The organism is Edwardsiella sp. A.80236 (genome assembly GCF_044540725.1).
Taxonomy (GTDB): Bacteria; Pseudomonadota; Gammaproteobacteria; order Enterobacterales; family Enterobacteriaceae; genus Edwardsiella; species Edwardsiella tarda.
The window spans coordinates 1-611 of the sequence record NZ_JBIUCY010000075.1 but is presented as its reverse complement, the minus strand read 5'-3'; the positions used below and the strand labels follow the sequence as shown (position 1 = coordinate 611).

The window sequence follows — 611 nt, the reverse complement described above, 5'->3', positions numbered from 1 at the left end:
GCTCTTTAACAAATTATCAGACAATCTGTGTGGGCACTCGCAAGATTCGTATTAAGCATTCCTCGGAATGCCAAAATATTTAAAGTCTTGAAGAGTGACAGCAGTTAATTCATTACGAATAAACAGTTTAATTTCTTTGAGCATCAAGCTTTTAATTGAAGAGTTTGATCATGGCTCAGATTGAACGCTGGCGGCAGGCTTAACACATGCAAGTCGAGCGGTAGCAGGGAGAAAGCTTGCTTTCTCCGCTGACGAGCGGCGGACGGGTGAGTAATGTCTGGGGATCTGCCTGATGGAGGGGGATAACTACTGGAAACGGTAGCTAATACCGCATAACGTCGCAAGACCAAAGTGGGGGACCTTCGGGCCTCATGCCATCAGATGAACCCAGATGGGATTAGCTAGTAGGTGAGGTAATGGCTCACCTAGGCGACGATCCCTAGCTGGTCTGAGAGGATGACCAGCCACACTGGAACTGAGACACGGTCCAGACTCCTACGGGAGGCAGCAGTGGGGAATATTGCACAATGGGCGCAAGCCTGATGCAGCCATGCCGCGTGTATGAAGAAGGCCTTCGGGTTGTAAAGTACTTTCAGTAGGGAGGAAGGTGT

General features: G+C 49.4%; 1 rRNA gene. It reads left to right on the top strand.

Annotated features, from left to right (window positions below):
• Positions 1 to 152 precede the first annotated feature (152 nt).
• Positions 153 to 611, top strand: a 16S ribosomal RNA gene (locus ACEQFP_RS17545); the annotation flags it as partial.